The sequence below is a fragment of the Spirosoma horti genome, assembly GCF_054776595.1.
Window position 1 is genome coordinate 379,120 of record NZ_BAAHBQ010000002.1, and the last position, 22,336, is coordinate 401,455.

At 49.4% G+C, this 22,336-nt stretch carries 21 protein-coding genes; 7 read left to right on the forward strand and 14 right to left on the reverse strand.

The genetic code is table 11. The annotated features are described in order from the left end of the window. Window positions 1-52 precede the first annotated feature (52 nt). Entirely contained in the window at window positions 53-454 is a 402-nt protein-coding gene (locus tag ACYVAM_RS05570) for a hypothetical protein (protein WP_461064767.1), read from the reverse strand. Window positions 455-672: 218 nt separating this feature from the next. Between ACYVAM_RS05570 and ACYVAM_RS05575 the strand changes: the two genes are divergently transcribed. Then, complete coding sequence (locus ACYVAM_RS05575) at window positions 673-1,455, forward strand: Nif3-like dinuclear metal center hexameric protein (protein ID WP_461064769.1); 783 nt, start codon at window positions 673-675, stop codon at window positions 1,453-1,455. Window positions 1,456-1,457: 2 nt separating this feature from the next. Here ACYVAM_RS05575 and ACYVAM_RS05580 read toward each other — a convergent pair whose 3' ends face one another. Continuing rightward, a complete protein-coding gene (locus tag ACYVAM_RS05580) occupies window positions 1,458-2,276 on the reverse strand; it encodes an aldo/keto reductase (protein WP_461064771.1) in 819 nt (272 codons plus the stop codon). A 145-nt stretch (window positions 2,277-2,421) separates the two neighbouring features. Between ACYVAM_RS05580 and ACYVAM_RS05585 the strand changes: the two genes are divergently transcribed. From ACYVAM_RS05585 to ACYVAM_RS05595, 3 genes are all read left to right on the forward strand, one after another. Further along, window positions 2,422-3,918: a capsule assembly Wzi family protein gene (locus ACYVAM_RS05585; RefSeq protein ID WP_461064773.1), complete on the forward strand. Its 1,497-nt coding sequence runs from the start codon at window positions 2,422-2,424 to the stop codon at window positions 3,916-3,918. Between the two features lie 169 nt (window positions 3,919-4,087). Beyond that, on the forward strand, window positions 4,088-5,632 hold the full coding sequence (locus ACYVAM_RS05590) for a DUF4394 domain-containing protein (protein ID WP_461064775.1): 1,545 nt from the start codon (window positions 4,088-4,090) through the stop codon (window positions 5,630-5,632). A gap of 452 nt (window positions 5,633-6,084) precedes the next feature. Next, window positions 6,085-7,047 carry a phytanoyl-CoA dioxygenase family protein gene (locus ACYVAM_RS05595; RefSeq protein ID WP_461064777.1) on the forward strand — a complete coding sequence of 321 codons (963 nt, stop codon included), beginning with the start codon at window positions 6,085-6,087 and terminating at the stop codon, window positions 7,045-7,047. A 120-nt stretch (window positions 7,048-7,167) separates the two neighbouring features. Here the strand turns inward: ACYVAM_RS05595 and ACYVAM_RS05600 are convergent, their stop codons facing one another. The 3 genes from ACYVAM_RS05600 to carB form a co-directional block, all read right to left on the reverse strand. Then, window positions 7,168-7,599 (reverse strand): putative toxin-antitoxin system toxin component, PIN family, encoded by a 432-nt coding sequence (locus ACYVAM_RS05600; protein WP_461064779.1) that lies wholly within the window; start codon window positions 7,597-7,599, stop codon window positions 7,168-7,170. An 84-nt stretch (window positions 7,600-7,683) separates the two neighbouring features. After that, window positions 7,684-7,899, reverse strand: a complete 216-nt coding sequence (locus ACYVAM_RS05605) for a hypothetical protein (RefSeq protein ID WP_461064781.1) — start codon at window positions 7,897-7,899, stop codon at window positions 7,684-7,686. Window positions 7,900-8,034: 135 nt separating this feature from the next. Next, window positions 8,035-10,911, reverse strand: coding sequence for a carbamoyl-phosphate synthase large subunit (gene carB, locus ACYVAM_RS05610; RefSeq protein WP_461064783.1), 2,877 nt, complete (start codon window positions 10,909-10,911; stop codon window positions 8,035-8,037). 306 nt (window positions 10,912-11,217) lie between these two features. Between carB and ACYVAM_RS05615 the strand changes: the two genes are divergently transcribed. The 3 genes from ACYVAM_RS05615 (at window position 11,218) to ACYVAM_RS05625 (ending at window position 14,160) form a co-directional block, all read left to right on the forward strand. Next, window positions 11,218-12,648, forward strand: a complete 1,431-nt coding sequence (locus ACYVAM_RS05615) for a hypothetical protein (protein ID WP_461064785.1) — start codon at window positions 11,218-11,220, stop codon at window positions 12,646-12,648. Window positions 12,649-12,710: 62 nt separating this feature from the next. Next, on the forward strand, window positions 12,711-13,601 hold the full coding sequence (locus tag ACYVAM_RS05620) for a helix-turn-helix domain-containing protein (RefSeq protein ID WP_461064787.1): 891 nt from the start codon (window positions 12,711-12,713) through the stop codon (window positions 13,599-13,601). 103 nt (window positions 13,602-13,704) lie between these two features. Then, on the forward strand, window positions 13,705-14,160 hold the full coding sequence (locus tag ACYVAM_RS05625; protein WP_461064789.1) for a ferritin-like domain-containing protein: 456 nt from the start codon (window positions 13,705-13,707) through the stop codon (window positions 14,158-14,160). Window positions 14,161-14,223: 63 nt separating this feature from the next. Here the strand turns inward: ACYVAM_RS05625 and ACYVAM_RS05630 are convergent, their stop codons facing one another. The 9 genes from ACYVAM_RS05630 to ACYVAM_RS05670 all read right to left on the reverse strand — a co-directional run bounded on the left by ACYVAM_RS05630 (window position 14,224) and on the right by ACYVAM_RS05670 (window position 22,228). Next, the gene (locus ACYVAM_RS05630; protein ID WP_461064791.1) at window positions 14,224-15,570 is read right to left on the reverse strand and encodes a peptidoglycan DD-metalloendopeptidase family protein; all 1,347 of its coding nucleotides are present in this window, start codon (window positions 15,568-15,570) and stop codon (window positions 14,224-14,226) included. A 14-nt stretch (window positions 15,571-15,584) separates the two neighbouring features. Continuing rightward, a complete protein-coding gene (locus tag ACYVAM_RS05635) occupies window positions 15,585-16,211 on the reverse strand; it encodes a TMEM175 family protein (RefSeq protein WP_461064793.1) in 627 nt (208 codons plus the stop codon). Window positions 16,212-16,415: 204 nt separating this feature from the next. Continuing rightward, window positions 16,416-17,903: an APC family permease gene (locus ACYVAM_RS05640; protein ID WP_461064795.1), complete on the reverse strand. Its 1,488-nt coding sequence runs from the start codon at window positions 17,901-17,903 to the stop codon at window positions 16,416-16,418. Window positions 17,904-18,064: 161 nt separating this feature from the next. Beyond that, window positions 18,065-18,676 carry a pyridoxamine 5'-phosphate oxidase family protein gene (locus ACYVAM_RS05645; RefSeq protein WP_461064797.1) on the reverse strand — a complete coding sequence of 204 codons (612 nt, stop codon included), beginning with the start codon at window positions 18,674-18,676 and terminating at the stop codon, window positions 18,065-18,067. A gap of 15 nt (window positions 18,677-18,691) precedes the next feature. Further along, on the reverse strand, window positions 18,692-18,880 hold the full coding sequence (locus tag ACYVAM_RS05650) for a hypothetical protein (RefSeq protein WP_461064799.1): 189 nt from the start codon (window positions 18,878-18,880) through the stop codon (window positions 18,692-18,694). A 69-nt stretch (window positions 18,881-18,949) separates the two neighbouring features. Then, window positions 18,950-19,513, reverse strand: a complete 564-nt coding sequence (locus ACYVAM_RS05655) for a TetR/AcrR family transcriptional regulator (RefSeq protein ID WP_461064801.1) — start codon at window positions 19,511-19,513, stop codon at window positions 18,950-18,952. Between the two features lie 334 nt (window positions 19,514-19,847). Continuing rightward, window positions 19,848-20,783: a homoserine kinase gene (locus ACYVAM_RS05660; protein ID WP_461064803.1), complete on the reverse strand. Its 936-nt coding sequence runs from the start codon at window positions 20,781-20,783 to the stop codon at window positions 19,848-19,850. A gap of 249 nt (window positions 20,784-21,032) precedes the next feature. Beyond that, window positions 21,033-21,512 (reverse strand): hypothetical protein, encoded by a 480-nt coding sequence (locus ACYVAM_RS05665; protein ID WP_461064805.1) that lies wholly within the window; start codon window positions 21,510-21,512, stop codon window positions 21,033-21,035. 149 nt (window positions 21,513-21,661) lie between these two features. Next, complete coding sequence (locus ACYVAM_RS05670; RefSeq protein ID WP_461064807.1) at window positions 21,662-22,228, reverse strand: hypothetical protein; 567 nt, start codon at window positions 22,226-22,228, stop codon at window positions 21,662-21,664. Window positions 22,229-22,336: the final 108 nt, after the last annotated feature.

Below are 22,336 nucleotides of genomic sequence, written 5' to 3' on the forward strand. Positions count from 1 at the left end.
AGCCCGACTCATCACTGCTGACGAATCGGGCTTCTTTGTGTTTAACGCTGTGCTACTGAATCGCTAACAGGCGTTCACTAGTCATTACCGGTGTAGCAGCCTGCAAATTCACTTGCTTAACAATACGGCCCGAAGCGGAGGTAATCTCCAGTTCATAGGTGCCATCAGCCAGTTCATCCACATTCAGCTGAATGGCCGCTTTGGTTTGTTTCTTGCCAATTTGCCGCATGAAGACCGGAACGTTTTCACCAGCCTGCCGTAAGGTAATGGTTAATGACTCGGCCGTTGTTTTTTCTACGGCCAGACGAATCCTGTTGGCCTTATTGACGTAAACACTGGCATCAAATGTAGCTGGTTTAGTCGGTGCAGTTGGGTTCGCCAGGAGGCTGGTGCTGCTCAATAAAAAGAAGGCGACGAAAGTCTTGGCGAAAGCGGAAGTCAATGGATTGTTCATTGTCGTAAGGTGTTGTTTGAGTGATTTATACGTTCTCTTACCTTATGCCAATAAGTATGCCAATGAGATAATGCATTGATAATGAGAATATTGTATTTTGTCTTGCTTTGCTGCAATGTACGTAAGCGGACACGTTGCGTTCATTACCGTACAGAGCGGACAAATTTCAGCCTGCGTGGCCATTGGCCAAAACTATCTGGCAGAAGACAAGTTAGGTAATGATGAACTCCGCAATTCCTACCATTACACATATCGCTAAATTCCTTGACGATGAGTTGGCTGTTCACCGCTTTCCCACCGACGAAAGAGGGGGCGTTTATCAGCCGTCCGAACAGCCTGTTCAGCGGATAGGGCTAGCCCTTGAACCCTTTCCTGATCTGGCAAAATGGGTAGCCGAGCAGGATTTAGACGCTCTATGGTTACACCGTCCCTGGCAACTCAATCTAGCGCAGTTGCCGCCTGGGGTCGGTGTGTTAAGCCATCACTTGCCCTTCGATGAAGCGCTGACAATTGGGTATAACACGCATTTGTTCGAACAATTAGAGGGATTGGGTAAGCCGGAACAACTGGGCTACAAACAGGAAGCCGCCAACGGGAAAGCGGCCATACCTGAACGCCCTATCGGCATGCTGGTCGATGTGGTGGAACAGGAATTCGACTATTGGCTCGACTGTGTGAAAACCCTGTTCGGTGGTTATGACCGGGCCGAAGCTGGTCATAGTTCGTCCATTTGGCGGACCACTAACTCCAGAATTGCCGTTGTTGGGGCCATGACCGATGCGCTCGTTCGTGAAGCTGCTGAGCGGGGGGCGCATCTATACCTGACAGGTGCCTATCGAAAACCGGGTCAGCAGGCGGTCGATGAGACCGGCATTGCGGTTATTGCCGTTGGACATCGTCGCTGCGAGGAATGGGGATTACAGGCGCTGGGCGATCTGCTACAGGAGCAACTGCCCGTTGAGTGTGTGGTCCACCACCAACCGCAAGTCGTTAGAAATTAGACTTAGAGTATGTTGCGCGGATCGTCGGCGACGCGTGTGTTGTCATAAAACGTGTCTAATAACGCCATATCTTCCTCCGAAATAGTAAAGTCGAGTACGTCGAAATTTTCCTGGATACGTTCACGCTTTACGGATTTGGGAATCGTAACAACTCCGTGTTGCAACGACCACCGGATGAGAAGCTGGTAGGTTGACTTACCATATTTTTCGGCTAGCTCGACAAGTCTTGGGTCGTTCTGTTTCTGACCCCGTACCAGGGGAGCGTATCCTTCGGTCTGGATGTTTTTCTTCCGATGATAATCAAGCACTTCGGGTAGATACGAATAAGGGCTCAACTCGATCTGGTTGACCGCCGGTATGATCTGGGCTTCCGTTAACAACTCATCCAGGTGAGCGGGGTAGTGATTCGAAACGCCAATAGCGCGGGCTCTTCCTTCAGAGTAAATTTTCTCCAATGCTTTCCAGGTGTCGTGCCGGTGTTCTTTTATTGGCCAGTGGATCAGGTATAAATCGACGGCATCGATTCCCAGGCGTTCCAGACTCCGGTTGAAGGCGCGCAGCGTCCGATTATACCCCTGATCTTCATTCCATACTTTTGTCGTAATAAAAATATCGCTTCGGGGAATGCCGCTCGACCGAATGGCATTGGCTACCTCCCGCTCGTTGCCGTAAGCTGCTGCCGTATCAATTAACCGGCAGCCGGCTTCAAGCGCCCATTCGATGGCCGACTGTACTTCATCATTGTGACTTGGCGTATAAACACCAAGCCCCAGCAGAGGCATTTCGACACCATTATTAAGCGTAGTAGAGGGTATGTTCATGCGCTAAGATTGTTTCATATATAATAATTAAAATCAAGGCCCAGATGTTTTAAGAAACATACAATTTGGTAAGCAAACTCATTCGGGTAGGATGGCGTATGTTTGTTTGCCTGTTGAGACTATAGTTTTACCGAATTGATACTATATGCGCCCATTATACTTTTTTATTACCCTCTTTTTAGTGAACACGTCGCTTGTTCAGGCTCAGCAGCGCTCGCCTGGCATCGTGCGGTATTCGGCTGAAATTGGAGGATTAGCTACATCATCACCACAAAACCCGTTTTGGTTGCGGGCCAATCAATACAATACCACGCCGGTCGGAGGGTCGTTTGCAACAGCTCGGATTAGTGTGATGCGGGCGTATAAAACCAGACCAGATTCGGTCAGAAAAGGCAAATCCCGTTTCGACTGGGGGTTTGGTCTTTATGCCGTGGCAAATGTTGGTCCCCAGCCAACGAATAATAACCCGGCGGTCCTGCTGCCGGATGCCTACGTGAAGGTGCGCTTCAAATACCTGGAATTATACGGAGGTAATCGGCGCGAAGTGGTCGGGTTGGGCGATACAACACTCACATCAGGCTTTGTCGCCTGGTCGGGAAACGCAATGCCGTTCCCTAAAATACAGCTGCATACGCCGGATTTTGTCCCGCTGGGGTTTACCAAAAAACTGATTGCCATCCGCGCAGGCTATGCACACGGCTGGTTGATCGACTCCTATATACAAGGAAGCTATCTCCATCAAAAATACCTGTATGGCCGAATAGGCAAGCCAAACTGGCGCATCCAGATTTATGGCGGACTGAATCATCAGGTACAGTGGGGCGGTCATGCCGCTTATTTAATTGGGACGCCACTGGCCGTAAATGGCAGCTTGTCGACGTCGTTTCAGGATTATTTATCGCTTGTGACGGGCCGCTATCCCGATGCGCTGGAAAATGACCGATTTACAGATTTTGATGGGACTAACCGCCTGGGTAATCATGTTGGAAGCTACGATCTGGCCCTGGAATGGAAAGGTGACAAGGCTAACTGGTTGCTGTATCATCAGCACATGTACGACGATGCATCGGGGCTTGCCCTGCAGAATGTGCCGGATGGCCTAACCGGTCTTCGTTTTCTGAATCGACAGAAGACCATCGCCCGGTTTCAGTTCCAGCGCGTCGTTCTCGAGTGGTTGACGACCACCAATCAGAGTGGACTAACCTTCGATCCGGCGGCCCGGTATCAGGGAGCCGATAACTACTTTAACCATAGCCAATATACTCAGGGCTGGTCGTATCGGGGGCGCACCATTGGCACGCCCTTCATCATGCCCCGCTCCGACCTGGCACCGGCTATCGGCAATGGCTACGCGGGGAATGGCTACTATCCGAACAACCGGGTTGTGGCCTGGTATGCAGGCGCTACCGGGGCTTTTCGTCGCGGACCAACGCTCACGATGCGCGCGTCTTACAGCCGTAATTTCGGGTCATACAAACAACCGTATCCCGACGTATTTCACCAGCTATCTACTTACCTGGCTGCGCAATGGGTCGTGCCCAAATTTCCAGGAACCATCCTCACCACAACGTTTGCGCTCGACCGGGGCGAGCTGATGCCCAATAGCTTTGCCAGCTACGTAAGTGTAAAGAAAATGTGGTAAGTGAGCCAATAAGTATTCGAACTGAGCCCGAATTGGGTTATAAAACGTATTTATTTGAAGATTTTTTAATTTCTTTTTAATTCCGGAAATCCATATCGAGCGTATTAGCGTATAGTTACGTGCAGTTATCTGTACGAATTTCCCCTACTATTTTTCAACGAGAAAGACTATGACTACGCTTTACAAAAAACGGCTTCGGACGGTTGCGGGTATGCTGGTATTTGGCTCCTTATTAACGCTCAGCGCCTGCCAGGATCACCGCCTGCCACCCGATCCGGGCAATGTTCCCGATGCCACGGTTTATGCCCTGAATGATGCCAACCAACTGGTACGGTTGGCCATCCGAAATCCCAATGCGCCACTGGCCACAACGACCATTATGGGCGCTGGCCTTATGAATGGTGAGCGCATCATGGCCATTGATTTCCGCCCGGCTACAGGACAGCTCTACGGGGTCAGTAACATGAGTCGTCTATTTGTTATTAATACAACAACCGCCGAAGCCCGCCCGATAGGTACAGGACCATTTACACCCGCCGTTACCGGAAGTGTAGTCGCCCTTGATTTCAATCCAACCGTTGACCGGATTCGGCTTGTGACCAATACCGGACAGGATCTGCGCCTGAACCCCGAAACAGGAACCGTTGCGGCTGTCGATGGGGCCATCAATGGGGTAGCGGGGGTTATGGTCTCAGAAGTAGCCTATACCAACAACCGGGCAGGATCGACAACCACCACGCTGTATGACATCGACCCCGCCACGGATCGGCTTTACATTCAGAATCCGCCCAACAACGGCACCTTAACGGATGTTGGTCCGCTGGGACTGGACATTACGGGTGCTGCTGGTTTCGATATTTCACCTTCCGACAATTCGCAGGGGCTGGTTGCTGTAACCTTCAACGGCAGCTCCGAACTGCAACAGATCAATTTGTCGACGGGCCGTTTGCAAAAACTCGGTAACCTGCCTGGCACAATCATCGGTCTGGCTATTCCAACTGAACCCGTTGCGTATGCACTGGATGGGTCGGGTAACCTGTTGATTTTCAATCCACTCAGCCCGTCACCCATCGCCAAACCGATTACAGGCGTTCAGCCTGGCGAAACGCTGTTTGGGATTGACTTCCGGCCTGTTAACGGTCAATTGTATGCGATTGGTAGCACCAGCCGTCTGTATACGCTCAATACATCGAGTGGAGCAGCCGCCCTGGTCGGATCGGGCCCATTGAGTACGCTGCTTGTTGGTAACGACGTTGGCTTTGACTTTAACCCAACGGTTGACCGGATTCGGGTGATTACAAACTCAGGTCAAAATCTGCGTCTTGACCCAACTAATGCTGCTGTGGCTTCTGTCGATGGCCCTTTGAATCCAGGTACACCAACGGTAACGGCTTCGGCTTACTCCAACAACTTCGCTGGTGCTACAACGACGACGCTGTATAATATTGAAACCAGCATGAGCCCGGCCCGGCTCTTTACTCAGGTTCCGCCAAACAATGGTACGCTTGTGCCTGTAGGGCCGCTGGGCGTTGCCGCTGAGGGAGCTAATGGTTTCGATATTGGGGGCACATCGGGTACGGCCTATGCCTTGCTGCGCTCCAATGGCTCGACCATGCTGTATACAATCAACTTAACGAATGGCTCAGCGTCGGCTGGTCCATCGTTACCCGGCAATCCGATCATTCGCGGATTCGCACTTGGTTTAGGATTCTAAGTCGGTTACGGTTTACTCAACGGCAACGGCCCCCTTCGTCAGTGACGAAGGGGGCCGTTTTTTTACATTACCAATACATGGGATACGATTTATAGTGCCCAGCAGCCAGCATGATCGCTGTAGGTATGGACGAATATATTTCAATATACTAAAGGGAGATGTACGGCCAGATAAATGAAATAATATAGAAATGATCCGTCTAATATATACTAGTGAGACACTATTGTTTTTGAAGAAATCTTTTCGATAAATTAGGCCTGTTATTCGTTCATTATCAAGGCATAATAGCTTCAACTTCGCTGTTTTACTGATGATAAATGTCTGTTTGGTAACAAACCGTGTCACTTTGTAAACTGACCCGAGCCAAAATATGAAAACGGTAACTTTACTCAACGCAGAAATTTTGAGTGCTTTTCTTTTACATGCTATCTATCAACCATTACTAAAAAGCAATGAAGAACATTTCTGTGGCCGAGCGGATGAACCTGCCTTGGGTCGAATCCCCGTTTTTTGACGATCTCCTAGTAAAACACAGTCTCACTCCCGAGCAGCGGGACCTGGTTACTCACTATAACCGGGAAGGTTTTGTTGTGCTGCCTCAGCAGGTGAGCCATGAACTGATTGACCGAGCGCTTCAGGAGATTAAAGGTGAGTATCCGGATAACGTTGGCGAAGAACCTGCACGGCATCAGGACCTTTGGAAAAAGTATAGTACAGTCCGCGAATTAGCCTCGCAACCTGGTATTTTCGATGTGCTGCGCCTTCTTTACGACCGGGAGCCTATTCCTTTTCAAACGCTCAATTTCAAGTTTGGCACCCAGCAGCGTGCTCACTCAGATAGTATTCATTTTAGCTGTACACCCGCCCGATTCATGTGTGGTGTCTGGGTGGCCCTTGAGGAAACATCGGCTGAAAATGGCCCACTGTTTTATTATCCACGTTCGCACCGCCAGGAAGAGTTCAACTACTTCGATCTGGGCATAGAAGCGCAGGGCAACTACGCTGAATACCCTAAATATGAGGATTTTGTGGAGGAGTTTATGGCAGCTAAAGGCTACGAGCGCCAGGAAATCCATATGAAAAAAGGGGATGTGCTAATCTGGTCATCGAACTTGATTCATGGCGGCATGCCCATTACAGGAGGCAACGTGACCCGCTGGTCGCAGGTGACGCATTACTATTTTGAGGGCTGCATGTATTACTCTCCGCGTTTTTCGGATATGTTCTCTAAAAACTTTAACCTGCGGCACGTAGTCAACATTGCCACGGGCAAGGTGGTGCAACACAGTGAAAATGGGAAGCCTATTGAAACGATCAACACGGGCAATTTCCGGTATGCCGTGAGCCACAACTTTACGCTTCCCGTATTGGCTAAAGAGCTTGTTAAAAAGCTAATCGGCAAGAAACCCTTCTAAGTCATACTATATTTAGGATAAAAAAGGAGGCCGCTCATAAAGTGGCCTCCTTTTTGCTAGACTTTCCTACCGGCTCAAGTACAGATTCCGTTCGGAGTAGACTTTCTGGAAGTAATCATCTTAAGCAATATAGCGCTGGTAAAAATCAGAAGGATTTATAATCGTTACACCTCCAACTTCTTTTAAGTCCAGCAAGTCACGATCGCCAGTGATGATGAAGTTTGCTTTTACAAACAAAGCTACTTGTAGTACATTATTATCATCAGGATCTCGGGAGTTTATTGGTAAATCATTTGTCGGAATGACGAGTCGAGCATCTTTAGATACCTGCTCAAGGATTAACTTTTGAAGTGTTAAAGGCAACTTAAACTTTTTGCTTTCTAACTTCCGGGATAATTCTGTAAGCATCCATTCGGAAGTATAAAGTAAATACCGTTCAGTGCAATACTGATATACTTCACCAGAAAATTTCTTGAAAATGAAAGCAGAAAGAAGAACGTTCGTATCGAAGACAACTAACGTTGAGGCAGGTAAACGCAGGGGCGTTTCCATATAGAAAAGTAGGATAAATAGCTTGAATCAGCCAGCCCCTTTGACGAATTCGGTTAGTATACAAAGATACCAATAGAGAGTATACTATGAAATTTCTTTGTAAATATCTTCTTCGGTTAAAAAGCCAGCCGATTCCAGATATGGTTTTACTTCGATGCGAATCTGATCCATCCGTTGCTGACGCAAAAAGTTATCAACTGCTTTTTTGATAAGATCAATTTCACTAGTCTGTAATGACTCAGAAATCTGCTTCAACTCGCGAGCGAGTTTATCATCCAACTCAACAGATAAAGTAGTCATAGGTCAACAATTCTAGAAGTATAACGTAAATATCTGTCTTATAAACGCAAATCGCAATAAAACATCGGCCTTGAAAACAGTTGTGCCATGTCTGGATAAACATGGCACAACAACTTTAATACATACAGCCCTTACTTACCGGCTCAAGTACAGATTCCGTTCGGAGTAGACTTTCTGGAAGTAATCGTCGGTGAGGTCATCGATGAAATAAATGCCTTCACCGGTCGATTTCATTTCGGGACCGAGTTCCTTGTTCACGTTCGGGAATTTGCTGAATGAGAACACCGGAATCTTGATCGCGTACCCTTTTTTGACGGGTTTGAAATCAAAATCCTTCACCTTTTTATCTCCCAGCATCACCTTCGTCGCGTAGTTTACATAGGGCTCCTGATACGCCTTGCAAATAAACGGTACAGTACGGCTGGCGCGGGGGTTGGCTTCAATGATGTAGACCACCTCATTTTTGATCGCAAACTGAATGTTGATCAGCCCAACCGTCTTAAGCGCAATAGCGATTTTACGGGTGTGCTCTTCAATTTGCCGGATCACGTTGTCGCTCAGATCGAAGGTGGGTAGCACGGCATAGGAGTCGCCGGAGTGTATACCCGCTGGTTCGATGTGCTCCATGATGCCGATGATGTACACGTCTTCCCCATCGCAGATCGCGTCGGCTTCGGCCTCAATGGCGTTTTCGAGGAAGTGGTCGAGCAGAATGTTATTGTCAGGAATGTCCTGCAAAATTTTCATCACATGCTGCTCCAGCTCGTTCTCGTTGATCACGATTTTCATGTTCTGACCACCGAGTACGTAACTTGGCCGCACCAGCAGTGGGAAGCCTAGCTCACGCGATAGTTCGATGGCGGCTTCTGACTCGCGAACCGTTCCGAATTTCGGATAGGGAATATCGAGCTTTTGCAGCATTTCCGAAAAATGGCCCCGATCTTCGGCCAGGTCGAGTGCTTCCCAACTGGTACCAATGATTTTGATACCATAACGGGTTAATTTCTCGGCCATTTTCAGCGCCGTCTGGCCGCCCAGCTGCACAATAACGCCCTCTGGCTGTTCATGCATGATGATGGCATGAACGTGCTCCCAGAACACCGGTTCAAAATACAGTTTATCGGCAATGTCGGGATCGGTAGAAACGGTTTCAGGATTACAGTTAATCATGATCGTTTCATAGCCAGCCTCTTTGGCGGCCAGTACGCCATGCACGCAGGAGTAATCGAACTCGATACCCTGCCCGATGCGGTTAGGGCCAGAGCCCAGAATAACTACTTTTTTGCGATTGCTGCGGATCGACTCGTTGCCCGGCAGATCCGATACAGGCTCGGCATGGTCTGTCGTGATGGGCACCTGGTTATTGAACGTCGAATAATAATAAGGCGTTTTGGCCTCAAATTCGGCGGCACAGGTATCCACACATTTATACACCCGGCGAATATTGTGCGCCTGGCGGTAGTTATAAATCTTGCTTTCTTTTACCTGCAGCAAGTGCGCCAGCTGCCGATCAGCATAGCCCTTTTGCTTGGCTGTCCGAAGGAGTTCGGGTGGCATATCGTCCAGGTCGTACTGCTGGATTTCGCGTTCCAGCTCGATCAACTCTTCGATCTGATGCAGGAACCAGGGGTCGATGCGGGTGAGCTGCTGAATGGTCCGGAAAGACATGCCCGCCTTAAAGGCATCGTAAATATGGAATAACCGGTTCCAGCTCGGATGTTGCAGGCTTTCAGTCAGGGCGTTACGGTCGGTCAGTTCGTGGCCGTCGGCACCCAGGCCATTGCGACGAATTTCGAGCGACTGACAGGCTTTTTGCAGGGCTTCCTGAAAATTCCGGCCAATGCCCATCGTTTCACCAACGGACTTCATTTGCAGCCCCAGCGACCGGTCGGCACCCGGAAACTTGTCGAAGTTCCAGCGGGGTACTTTCACAATCACATAGTCGATCGCCGGTTCGAAGAACGCCGAGGTCGTGCCCGTAATGGGATTGGTCAACTCGTCGAGGTTGTAGCCGATGGCCATTTTGGCGGCAATCTTCGCAATCGGATAGCCCGTTGCTTTCGATGCCAGCGCCGATGACCGGCTAACCCGTGGGTTTACTTCGATAACGATGATGTCGTCGGTTTGTGGATTGACCGAGAACTGAATGTTACAGCCGCCCGCAAACTGCCCAATACCGCTCATGACCCGAATGGACAGGTCGCGCATTTTTTGGTACAACGTATCGGGCAACGTCATAGCCGGAGCGACCGTTATGCTGTCGCCGGTATGGATCCCCATTGGGTCAAAGTTCTCAATGGAGCAGATAATGACAAAGTTGCCGTTGTTATCGCGCAGCAACTCCAGTTCATATTCTTTCCAGCCCATTACGCTCTGTTCCACGAGTACTTCATGAACGGGCGACGCATGCAGGCCATTGGTAAGCGCTTTGTCGAAATCTTCGGGCTTATTCACAAATCCGCCCCCCGTTCCACCGAGTGTAAACGACGGCCGGATCACGAGCGGGAAGCCAATTTCCTGGGCAATTTCTTTGCCTTCCAGAAACGAGCGGGCCGTACGACCCTTACAAACGCCCGCGCCAAGTTGCAGCATCAGTAACCGGAATTTCTCCCGGTCTTCGGTGGTCTCGATGGCTTTAATGTCGACACCGATGATTGCCACACCATATTTTTTCCAAACCCCTGCTTTCTCGCAGTCGATAGCCAGGTTCAGCGCCGTTTGGCCACCCATCGTTGGCAATACTGCGTCGATGGGTTTGCCCATTTTCTGGTGTTTTTCCAGAATTTCAACGATGGATTTTTTCTCGAGGGGCAGCAGGTATACATAATCGGCGTTGATCGGATCGGTCATGATCGTAGCCGGATTGGAGTTGATCAATGACACTTCGATGCCTTCTTCCCGGATAGACCGGGCGGCCTGTGAGCCAGCATAATCGAATTCACACGCCTGGCCAATCACGATGGGGCCTGAGCCAATAATAAGAACGGAGCGAATGTTGGTATTTTTAGGCATTTTTCAGTAGGAAAATGAACCGGTCCGGCGATCTGGAGAACCAGTGGCCCGGTACACCCGATTGACTAAAAACTAGTGACTAGTTAATGAACACAACGAAGATTAATAGGTCGCAGACGGATACCCAAAAATCTTGCAAAAGTAGCGTATACACAGGAAAGGAACAGGGTATTCGTAAAAAAATAATGCTTTCTTTATAAATCAATTCCATATGGATGACTTCCTGACTCCATTTGATAACTATTGTTGGAAATAGGCGACAAGTGGTCTATTTTTGATTACGTATGTTTTTCGTACATCCCACTTATGATTCGTCCTTATTACCTGTTCATATACGTTCTGGTCAGTTGTCTGGCAGTTACCTGCGTTCGCGACTATCCCTCTACGACCCCCAACGCGCCCCCGGTTGTCAATCCGCCTTCGGGTGGGCTACCGGGTCAACCACAGCCCTCTACTCAACGACGGCTGTTTCTCGACAATGACAAACTTCGGGTCGGTATTGACCTGAACATGGGGGGCGCCATTACGTACCTGGCCGAAGCGGGAAGCAGTGAAAATATGGTGAATAACCCCGATTTAGGCCGCCAGATCCAGACGGCAATATATTCTGGTCCGATTTATTATGTCCAGAATGGAAAACAACCCGTTGAGCAGTGGAAATACCTCGGATGGAACCCGGTTCAGGCTGGTGATTATTTTCTGAACCCAGCCCAGATTGTTAGTTATCAGCAAACGAACAATGAGCTGTATGTCAAGTCGATACCGCACATCTGGCCGCTGCTGAATGAACCCGCCGAGTGTACGTTTGAGCATTGGGTAACGATTAAAGATAATGCCGTGCATGTGCGTTGCCGTATCGTTGTCAATCGGGCCGATACAACCCAATATGAGGCTCGTACACAGGAATTCCCCTGTGTCTATTTGAATGGTCCTTATGACCGGATGATTACCTATAATGGCCTGAAACCGTTTACGAATGATGCTGTTTCCGAATTTTCGGATCGGAACATGACAAACCGGTATGCTACCGAAAACTGGGCCGCTCTGCTGAACACGAAGGGCCGGGGAGTAGGTCTTTATAAACCCGGCCAGGTGCGCTTCAGAACGGCCGCATTTGGTCTGCCCAAAGTGGGTGGTGAGTTCGATCAATCATCGGGCTATATGAACAGCGAAGAGTTTCTGCTGGTTGATCACAATGGGCAGTATGAATTCGAATACACACTCATTCTGGGTTCGTTAACGGATATTCGTCAGTATGTTTACAGCCAGCCCCGGCCGCCATCGGCACCCAATTACAAGTTTGTGAATGATCGGCAGGGATGGTTCTACACCAATACGACCGACAAAGGCTGGCCTATCCAGAATGAACTGAATGTAACCTGGGCTCGTCAGAACACCCGCGATGCGAACTTCCGGATTGCCAGTCCGCTGAATTTTTGGTATGCCGAAAATGTCCCTAAACTATACATAGAGGCTGCTTTTCAAACAAAAGGTACAGTTGCCCGACTCTCCTGGCGGAAACCTGATGAAATCGACTTCATGGAAACGGCCGGTCGATACGTTGATTTTCCCATTGTGGGCGATGGCCAGTTCAGGACTTACGAAATAAACACTAGTCAACTGTCGGGTTGGGATGGGGTTATTTCGCAACTTTCTCTTGGCAGCCCCGCAAGCCAGTACAATTTTGAAGCCGGCTCCAGAGTGCGCCTACGCAGTGTGACTACGACAAAATTATAAGGTTTGGCATGAACAAGCCCTAGTATCCGTTTACTACGGTAACCATCAGCCAAAGCGGTTCTATGAAACATGATCACACCGTTGCTGATTCGCCCGTTCCCGTTTACCAGCTTCATTCATTTCCGCGCCACGAGCCCGATGAGTCTTTTTACATGACCCGGCTGGAACGCCTGGTTCAGGAAGTGAAAGGGATCGATAATTCCCATGCGCATACCTTTTACCTGGTTATGTGGATCGGGCAGGGAACCGGTACGCATACGATCGACTTCAGAACATACACGATTGAACCCAATCAGCTTTATTTTCTGACGCCGGGCCAGGTTCATAGTTGGGAGCTATCGGCCGATACGAAAGGATACAATCTATTCTTTGACGCTAACTTTTTTAAAGGGCGGTTTGGCAATCGGTTGCATCAGTATCCTTTCTTTCATTCGCACCAGCACCAGCCGCTTGTGTCTTCAGTTCCGCAACTGGACTTTTTTCGTGACCTGTTTTCGTATGCGTATCAGGAATACGAGGCTAGGTTGCCCAGTCGGTCGGAGGTGTTTTTATCATTCGTTCACATTCTGCTGGAAGCAGCCAGCCGGTTGTATCACGAACAGCGAATTGGTCCCGACACACACCTGTATGACCGGCTCCGGCAGTATGAAGAACTGCTGGAACAACAGTTTCTGACCGTTCGGGAAGTGCGTGCCTATGCCGATCAGATGAATTTGACGCCCAACTACCTCAATTACATCTGTCAGCACATTGTTGGCAAAACGGCCAGTCAGTTATGGCAGGAACGGCTGGTCATTGAAGCGCAGCGGTTACTGACCCATACCACGCAGTCGATAAAGGAAATTACGTTTCTTCTGGGCTTCAGCGACCCGTCGTATTTTGTGCGTTTTTTCCGAAAACAGACGGGTCGTACACCCGCTGAATTTCGGATGGTGCCTGCGCTCTTTCCGTAAGCAGACACCATCCGTTTGTTGCTAAACTCTTGCTTATTGGCAAACAATCGGTCTTACACGTAGTTGTAATAGGGAGTTCACAAACTATACAAACTAGACTACTATGATTACGAATAAAGAAATTGTTGACGATCTAAATGAACTGGTCAAAATAAACAATGACCGTATTCAAGGGTACGAAAAGGCAATTGACGATACCGAAGATGCCCAGTTAGATGACCTGTTCCGGCATTACGTTATTCAAAGCCAAAATTTCCGTAGTCAACTAGCTGAACATATTGTACGGATTGATGGCCTAGCCGTATCAGACGCGACATCTACGGATGTATCGAGTAAACTTCACCGTGCCTGGATTGACATTAAGTCAGCGCTGACGGGAAAAGATAAAGAAACGGTATTAAGCTCCGTTGAGTTTGGCGAAAACGCGGCTGTGGAATCCTATAAAGATGCTATCGAAAAGGATCACATCCCTGCTTACATAAAAGAAGACTTACAAAAGCAACTTTCATTGCTGGAAGAAGCTCTGGTGAAAGTAAAAGGCTTGAAATCAGCAGCGTAAGTGTTAGCTGTTTTTTGAGAAGTGCTAAAAAAAGCCTGCCACGCGGCAGGCTTTTTTATTGACTCAAGGGGCCTCACTCGTGGGGAGCCAGCCTGTCTGACCGTCGGGATCCCGAACCAGCTGGAATGAACTGGCCGTAGCCAATACGTCAACAGCCGCACCGGTCGGAAGTGTTTTCATAGCGGCCGCCTGGCTATGAGCTGCGTCGAGCAGGGGGCGGGGCGATGATAAAACCAACCGCCGAAGAGGCCGCTTTTCTACTTCAGTCGCATTGCTCATGACGTAGCCGGTCAGGCCATCGGGCAACTCAACCCGCAGCCAGGTTTCGGTGCCGCCGACAATGGTCAGGGCCGATGCTTTCGGTAGTTCACGAACAATGGGGGAGTCGCTGGTGGGGGCTAGCCGTACCACAGACCGGGCGGCCGAGATACGGACAGAGTCACCCAGGCGAGACGCCGAAAGCAGCGACTGCCGCGCTGGTCCGCGTCCCAGACGAATGAAGGGTAACGGATCTGTGGCACCGTCTGTAAAGCCATAAATGCCGAAATGAAGGTGCGGGCCTGTCGTCCGGGCATTGCCCGTATTGCCAACAAACCCTACCGTATCGCCAATGGATACGTGCTGGCCATTCTTGACATTCCAGCGGTCCAAATGGGCGTAATAAAGCCGGATATTCCGGTCAATGTCTGTCAGAAAAGCGACGTTGCCACCCAACTTGCTGGTGCCAACCCCCGAAATAATGCCGTCTACCGCGGCTAACGCGGGCGTCCCTTTGGGCGCAAAAATATCGACGCCTTCATGCCGACGACGACCACCATCGCGGGCAACGCCGAAGAAGCTACTGATCTGTCGGCTATCGCGGCCTTTGACCGGAAAGCTCAAAGCGGGTTCGCGCGTAACGGTAATCGTATATTGACCCGTTCGCAGTAGTTCGGGCTGAACCCGAATCAGGTACGTCTGGGTCCGTCGGGGCTCCCAGGCCAGCACATTCGTATCAGCCTTTGATGCCGCAATGAGGCTGGTTTTGTTGCGGGATTCCAGGGCAAATACATCAATAAAGACCTGGGTTTCTTTCTGCCCCTGCGTCTCGACGCGTATTAAAAATCGATCGCCCCGCTGGGCATCCAGCCTGTATCCAACGGCAAAGGCTTTGTTGGCCGAAAAATAGCCACTTTCCCGGTACGGAATTGTGATTTTAAGCGAGTCGCGGAGAGCTCGTTCACCAGCCGAAAGCCAGTCGATACCAAGCGCTGTCCGTTCGAGCTTTGCTTCTTTAAGTGATTGTCCATACTGCTCATGGGGCGACGATGAGCGAAATAAGTTTGCCGTTGGGCCAACCCCTGTGCAGGCGCTAAAACTGATCAGAAGCAGCCCTGCCCATACGAAACGAAAGGTGTGATTGAATACCATAGTAGTCCTATGTATTAAACGACTTTTTCGCGGTGATATTTCAGTAGGGCCAGGTAAACAACCATCACCAGGCCAACCAGAAAGCTCAGGAATGGGACCAGAAACGACAGGCCCGCTACGACTGTATAGGTAACCGTACTGATTAGTAGACTGGTCCGGATGGAAACGATTCGAACATCGACGGCTGGCCGTTTAAGGAGCTGGTAATTGTGGGTAGCATACATCCACATCCGGAGTAGCGTACCGGATATGCCTGCAAACAGCAGCATATAAATGGCGGCCGATAGTTCGTGGGCAGGCGTATTCAGGTAGTCGGCAATGAGTGAAGTCGTGAAGGGGACAATACTTACCAGCAAAAGGAGCAGTCCATTGTAAAACATGAAGCGGGCATCGCTGCGCCGGATAACGTTGTACATGCGGTGGTGATTCAACCAGATAATGAAGATGGTGGTGAAGCTGACAAAGTAAGCAATGTAGTTTGGCCATTGCTGGAGCAAGGCGTGGCCCAAATTGTAGTTGGACGTGGCAACTTTAAGGCTTGGGGCTTTAAGTTGAAAGGTAAGGAGGGTTATGTCAATCGCAAAAACGCCATCGCTGAACGTTTCCATGCGAAAGGTCTCATTTTTTTGGAAATTCTCCATTCGTCGGTTGTTGAGTCTATCTCACAAACGGCTTGTGCGGAGAATAGTTACGGGCATATAAGTCAGTTACTTGTGCTGAGTAAATAGGGAGTTATGTTCTACGCCAAAAGTAGGTTCTTACCATAGCCGTTAGGTTAAGTTCGCCGTGGTGTCAGCGGGGCCGCCCGCGCGGTTCTTAAAACTGACACCACGACCAATACGAAATCAAGCTACGTTTCGCTGGCCTCGTTTCGTGAAGTAGTAGACGGGTATGCCCAAGCCGGCAATGAGCAGGCCCATACCCGTGTTGAAGGTTTTGGTATAAAGCAGAATGGCGCAGATTGTTACACCCGCAATAATGTAAAGGGCCGGCACAACAGGATAGCCGAAAGCCCGATAAGGCCGCTCGGCGTTTGGTTCCGTACGCCGAAGCCGAAACAATCCGGCAATGGTAACGATGTAGAACAGCAACGACGCAAACGTGCAATAATCCAGCAAATCGCCATACTTACCCGACAGGCAGAGTAAGGAGGCCCAGATACATTGCAGCCACAGCGCCCGCCCCGGCACCGAGTTCTTGTTCAGGTGCGACGCTTGTTTGATAAAGAGTCCATCTTTCGCCATGGCATAATAGAGCCGGGCACCCGCCAGAATCAGGCCATTGTTACACCCAAAGGTTGAAATCATAATCAGGACGGCCATAATAGCGACTGCCACGTTACCAAAAACGGTTTCGACCGCTGCCGTAGCCACCCGATCGGCATCGGCAAACTGAATGCCCCGGCCTACAATATCGGTGGCTGTCGGAAGGCCCTTTAGCGGCAGTAAGGACAAGTAGGAAACGTTGGCCAGAAAGTAAATCGTTGTAACGATCAATGTGCCGAAGAAGAGCGCCAGCGGGATGTTGCGACGTGGGTTCTTGATTTCGCCCGCGATGAAGGTAACATTGTTCCAGGCATCAGCCGAAAACAGCGAACCGATCATCGATGTACCGAAGGCCAGAATCAGGGCCATTCCTGCCACGGGAAGCACGTCGCCCGTTGCTGATGTAGTGCTGGCGTCCCAGGCATTCGACAGGTTTGTCGATAGCAAGCCCGTACTCAACCCAATAGTAATACCAATGACAATTAGCCCGAGTAGGGCAATCAGTTTGGCCGACGTAAACACGTTCTGAATTAGTTTTCCACTCTGAACGCCCCGGCTGTTGAGCCAAGTCAACAAAACTAGGCTCGAAATAGCGAATATCGACCCGCCCGAGACATTCACCGGACCAATGGAAAACAAGACGTTGGCTGGGCTTAATGCGGGAATAAATACGGCAGAATATTTGGTGAACGCCACGGCTACAGCCGCAATCGTACCGGTCTGAATGACCATGAACACCGTCCAGCCATACACAAAGCCCGTGAGGTGGCCAAACGCCCGTTGAATATAAATATACTGTCCACCTGCTTTGGGCATCATGCCTGCCAGTTCACCGTAGCTAAGGGCTGCGGCTACCGTCAATATACCCGTCAATACCCACAGCATCAGGAGCCAGCCAGAAGAGCCCAAATTACGGGCCATATCGGCTGTAACAATGAAAACGCCGGAGCCGATCATCGAGCCGGAAACAATAAGGGTCGAGTCGAGGAGACTCAGGGAGCGTTTAAATTCTGTCGGTTCCGCTGTTACATCGGCCGATGAAAGAGCGTTCGGTAGCTTTGTTGACATGAAGAAAAGAAGATATACGTACAAGAAGCAAGCGTTTTACCGAAAAAGCAACTCTTTCTCTGGCTAATCGTCGGTTAAGCTTGTTTTTGTCTATGTACTTGTCCGAATATACTTCGTTCCCGGAGGAGTTCTTCTTACGCTCTCAATGGCCTTCACGGCGATCAGGCTGCCCTCTTTAACCGATCTATTTCCTCCTCCAGTTGCTTGATGTAGGCGCGTTGGGGGGCCAGCGCTTCTTCGATTTCTTCGGTTGTATAGCGCGGAATAATATGTTGCGGACAGTTCCAGTCAAAGGCCTTCACATGTAGCAATATCATCCGTTCGGGTGTGTGTTTGTAAGTGGTTGGGTCCAACTGGCTGAAAAGCTCCGGCCGGTCGGCCAATTCCACGATTTCGGCTTCAGCATATAGTTTCAAACGAGCTTGCCGGGGATAATCAACCAGGATGAGCGATACCTGTGGATGCGTAAGTACATTGCCAACCGAAATGTATTGCTTGTTACCCCGGAAGTCCACAAATCCGAGTGTGGTGTTGTCGATCAGATGCAGAAATCCCTTTGGTCCGCCCCGGTGCTGAATATATGGAAACCCGTTTTCGCCATAACTGGCGATGTAAAAGCTATCCCGATCGGCAATAAAGCTGGCTTCATTAACGGTCAGGCCTTCAAATGTTGTGTGTTTCTCAACGCGGGCGTAGGTCTGACGGCTTCCGTAGCGCTCCTGTAAGGCCTTAATGGGAGCGGTAAATGCCAGTGATGCATAATTGTGTGCCATGATACAATATCCTGGTTAATGAGACGATGCATTGGGTTTTTCCGTAGTTACTGGTAAATCGGCAACGGGTTGATTCATATCCAGGCGTAGTTTCTGTTGTGCTAGTCTTGCTTCGTGATCGGCCAATACCGCATCCCACATCGTATCGCCACATTCTTCGTTTACGAAAGGACGTTCATCATCTGCTTCTTCGATCGTGCTCATGGTCTTTTTTGAATTAGTGAATGTATTAATTAAATACAGAACAGTCTGTCTGACTATAGCTAAAAATTTTTAGAGAAGCCGATTTACGATGCCATAGGCCGTATCGATTGGCTCTCGACGTTGATAAAGCTGGCTGGTAATCAAAGCCCCTTCGAAAAGCAGCGTTATTTCCTCGGCCACATCGGGCCCGGCCGAAACCAGTAAATCGGCAAATACCTGATGCATGCGTCGTTTATGGGTTTGAATAAACTGCCGGGTATCGGTTTCGTCGATGGCCAGTTCAACCACTGCATTCTGAAAGTTACACCCTCGGAAATTGGTATTGGTTGAAACGTCACGCAGCATGTCAAAAAGAGCTAGTACTTTTTCTTTAGTGGTTGAGTGAGCGCCTATTGTCCTGTCGACCTGGTCAAACCAGGCCTGGCTGGTTTCGATTAAATAGGCCTTAAGAATGTCGTCTTTTGTTTTGAAATGCTGGTATAAACTAGCTTTAGCTACGCCAGCTTCCTCAATGAGTTGATTTATGCCTGTTGAGTTATACCCCTGTCGGTAAAACAAACGGCTCGCCGTATCCAAAATTCGCTGGCGGACGGATGGCGTTTCAAGTGAGCGTTTTACGTTTGCGGATGTCATTGATTGTGGACAGACAAGTCTGTATGGTTCTGTTTGTCCTGTTAACCAAAATAGTCAGTCAAATAGTTTCTTAGTGAGAAGAAAGTTGTAGACAGGTGAATGTCTGTGAAGCGACTTGGGGATAATTATAGTCGCATAGCGACTGCCTGTTTGTAGCTAAAAAAGTAAGATTTTCTAGTTTTTCGTATCGTCAGGTACGTACTATATCCTAGTTACGTACCTGACGGCACGAAGGAAGGTAGTTCGGCTGAGTTCTACAGACATTTCGTTGTTACGCGACTAGCTTGAGTTACAGCAGCTAGTCGCAACTTTCCAGAAATGGCAGAACGGCCCTTTAGTTGGGCAACACTTTTGGCCCCTGCCGATTGATTTCCGATACGTAGGCTTCGCTGGTGATGCCTACAGACAGGAAGGCCTGTTGCATAGCTGCGCCGATTTTTTCAGCTGTCTGGGCATCCCGACTCAGAGCAAACATGGACGGCCCCGATCCTGAAATACTGCATCCCAGGGCACCATTATCTAAAGCGGCCTGTTTGGCTTCGTTAAATTCCGGAATCAGAATCGCGCGTACGGGCTCAATGATCACATCAACCAGCGAACGGCTGATCAGGCTATAATCGGGGGTCATTAAACCGGCAATCAGGCCAGCTACATTGCCCATCTGAATGATGGTGTTTTTTAACGATACTTCGTTTTTCAGAATGAAACGGGCATCTTTCGTATTGACCTCGATATCGGGGTGAACCAGCGTGCAAAACAAGGTGGCTGGCGTTTCGATCTTGATAACATCCAGGGGGCTATAGCTGCGCACCACAACAAACCCGCCCAACAGGGAGGGGCCTACATTATCGGCGTGGGCCGAGCCGCAGGCAATGCGTTCGCCCTCCATGGCAAAGGGCAATAACTTCAGCGTTGGCAACGGCCGCCCCAACAATTCATTGACAGCAAAAACACCGGCTACAGCGCTGGCTGCGCTGGACCCCAGCCCACTGCCGAGCGGCATCTGCTTATGCAGCACAATATCGAGGCCGACATCCGTACGGTCAATGTGTTTTAAATAGGTCTGAATCGCAATGCCCGCCGTATTACGGGCTGCCTCGCGGGGTAAACGGCCATTGTCACCGATGATGTCCGTAATTCGAACGCCCGGCTCATCGCTGGTTGTCAGAACAATCTGGTCGCCTGGGTTATCAACAGCAAATCCAAAAATATCAAATCCACAAGCTACGTTCGCAACGGTGGCGGGAGCAAAAACACGAATAGAATCCACGATAGAAGAAAGAGGCAACGAAGCACAAATTTAGTTATTCGCCCGTGGAAACCAATTGTGCCTACATATTCACTTCTTCACAGAAAATGGTTGACGTTCATGGCTATACCTGATTCTTACGATAAACGGTAATTAGCTGCCTGGCCACCGTTTAGCTACAACGCTTTAAATGGCAGTATGTCGGGTCGGTCACTCCCATAAAAGCCAGCCGCTGAGGAGAGAGCTGGCTTTTATGGGAGTGACCAGAGATTACTCGCCAAACAGCTGATTCCAGATACCTTTCGCTTTTTCTTTCGCGACTTCCAGTTGTTGAGCCGCTTCAACTTTCAGCTCATCCAGCTTCACCTGGGCGGCTTCCAGTTGAACAGCTGCTTCGGCTTTCAGTTCGTCGAACTTATCTTCGGCCACATCCGACAGTTCGTCGGCTTTGGCGGACGCTGCGGCAAAGGCTGTTTCGGCCTGGGCCTGCAGGTTGGCCAGATTCTCGGCGGTAGACACTTTGGCCGCTTCAAAATGCTCGGTAGCCTTTGCTTTTATGCCATCAATATCAATGTCTTTGCCGAATTCCTGCGCCTGAGCAACCAGCTTATCTTTTAACTCATCGAGTTGCGTGCTGGCTGCATCCAGGTGCTGACCCGCTTCTGTTTTGAAGGCTTCCAGCTTTTCGGCAGTGGTTACTTTGGCGGCCTGAACCTCTTCAGTAGCCATGCGTTTTTCGTTACTTTCCATAGACTGACTTATAGGGTTTATGTACAGGCGAAAATTGACCAGAAACGAAGGGAAAAGCAATAAGAATGGGAAGAAAGGAAAGGGACACATACAAAAGGGCCCAGGAAACAATAGGCATATTGGTTAATCTCTTCCTTCGTTTCTCTTTATCAGCCCAGCCGTCGAACAATCAGGCTATTGACTAATTCGAATAAGCTGGCGGGTTTTAGAGTTCGCCAGTTTTCAATGTCGAGCGTACCGCCGAAGTTTATGTAATAGTCGAGGTGGTATTTTTTCCACTCCCGTTCAATAAACTCCGGCGAGTGAATGGCCGCAATCCAGCCATCTTCAACATCCTCAAACCATTCCTCGTAATAGCTGTCGTCGGAACCGTGAAAATTAAGTACGTTCTCGCTGATGAGAATAAAATACTTAATGTCTTCCTGCACAAGTGGATCAATGACCTGACGCTTCAGGTACATGATGTCGTTATGCAGGGTGTCGTTCCATTCACCAAAGAGTTCGATAACGACGAACTGACGGTCATAATTGGCAAATAGGATCTTGCAATAAAGAGTTTCGGAACCTATTTCGTCCCAGAGGGGATGGATGTAATAGCCGTAAATATTATTCTCATACTGCTGCATGTTATACTCCCGATCGTGGAACGGAGACCGTTCGTCCTCCGATGCGGTATAGTATTTTTCCCAGCCGTAGAAAGGTTCGATGTCCTGCATTGTTAAAAGGGAAAGAGTGAAACTGCGAAAGAGTGAACCATTAGTGCCGTGAAAAAGCCTGCCTCAGCAATTTGCTGTTTCACTGTTTCATTCTTTCGCTGTTTAAAA